We start from the raw sequence: 1,298 nt of genomic DNA on the forward strand, positions 1-1,298 counted from the left end.
CGACGGACGCTGGGAAACCGACTTTGTCACCAGCAGCCAGAACGGTGAACCGCAGGCCGTCTTCAATCCGCAAGGCGAACTGCGCTGGCGGGCACCGAAAAGCACCCTCTGGGGGCAGCGGCAGAGCCATCTTGAGGAAAATATCGACCCGGGCCTTGCCTTTGCCGGACAGTACCGTGACACCGAAAGCGGGCTATGTTATAACCGTTTTCGGTACTACGACCCAGCAGGTGGATGTTATGTCTCGCCTGACCCTGCGAGTATTTTGGGGGGTGAGAATAACTACGGGTATGTGCCGAATCCGAATACGTGGGTTGATCCGTTTGGGTTGGCTGGTTGTGAAAACATACTGCGTCCTAGTAAACCTAAAATTTTAAGTAAAAGTAATTTATCTTCAACCGAGAGAAATTACTTAGAACGTCAGTTTATGAAAAAGAAAAATGCACTTAATAGAGCTGCTAAAAGGGGGGAATTAGTTTGGTCTCCTGGTACTCATGATGTCAGAATATCGTCGATACAGAGTTCATATAGGAAGGCTGTTTCTGAACGTTACGAACGAATGTTTGGTAAATCACCAGATCTCTCAAAACTGAATGCCGATCACCCAGTTGATTTAATTGTTGGTGGTTCTGCAACACAGAATTTACAAATGCTGAATGAAACCATTAATAAAAGTGTTGGTAGTGCTCTTAAAAATGCAGGAAGAAAAGCAGGGCTTCAACCTGGTGATAAAATAAGCGCTATAATATTTAATTGAGGCATGAGATGAATATTAATTTCAAAATTTTTACTGATACAGCTACGGTAGTTGTATTTGATTTGCAATCACTTAAGCATAGAGTTACTGATACGCCAGATTGGTGGAGTATCGAAGATGATGAAATAGATGAAATCAATAATGGGAATGCTGTTTTTTTAAATTTAGGCAGTGATGGCGAATATTCAATAAATATCGTTGAATCTTTAAATGATTATAATGGTTTTGCATATATAAACGCACCTTCGGGAAATATATTTATTGGCGCTGGTGAGGATACTACTGGTGGTGATCTGGAACCAGATGACATAAACAGTGTGTCGGGTGATTTTATAAATGTTCTTCCGGGTAGTTATTCTGTGAGATTCAAAAAAGTGGACAGTGAAATATATTTATCCTTTTCGCCATCGAAAGAGAAGAGAAACAAAATAGAAGCATCTATTAGGTTATAAAATAAAAAGCCGGAAGCGATCCCCACGATCCTTCCGGCTTTATTATTTAACCGCTCGTCTGATTACGCCGTTATCGCCGCGGACACCAC

The 1,298-nt window shown here is 41.7% G+C and carries 2 protein-coding genes; both read left to right on the plus strand.

All coding sequences use genetic code 11. The features are described 5' to 3' along the window. Positions 1-757, plus strand: a 757-nt coding sequence (locus tag K7X24_RS21870; RefSeq protein WP_224558271.1) for an RHS repeat domain-containing protein, incomplete at its 5' end; no start/stop codon positions are given. 8 nt (positions 758-765) lie between these two features. After that, complete coding sequence (locus K7X24_RS21875) at positions 766-1,209, plus strand: DUF6386 family protein (protein ID WP_103165142.1); 444 nt, start codon at positions 766-768, stop codon at positions 1,207-1,209. Positions 1,210-1,298: the final 89 nt, after the last annotated feature.

Source organism: Pectobacterium versatile (assembly GCF_020166435.1).
Taxonomy (GTDB): Bacteria; Pseudomonadota; Gammaproteobacteria; order Enterobacterales; family Enterobacteriaceae; genus Pectobacterium; species Pectobacterium versatile.

What these genes read in the sequence shown, in the direction of transcription:
- K7X24_RS21875 (WP_103165142.1), top strand. Translation starts at nt 766, where the DNA reads ATGAATATTAATTTCAAAATTTTTACTGATACAGCTACGGTAGTTGTA.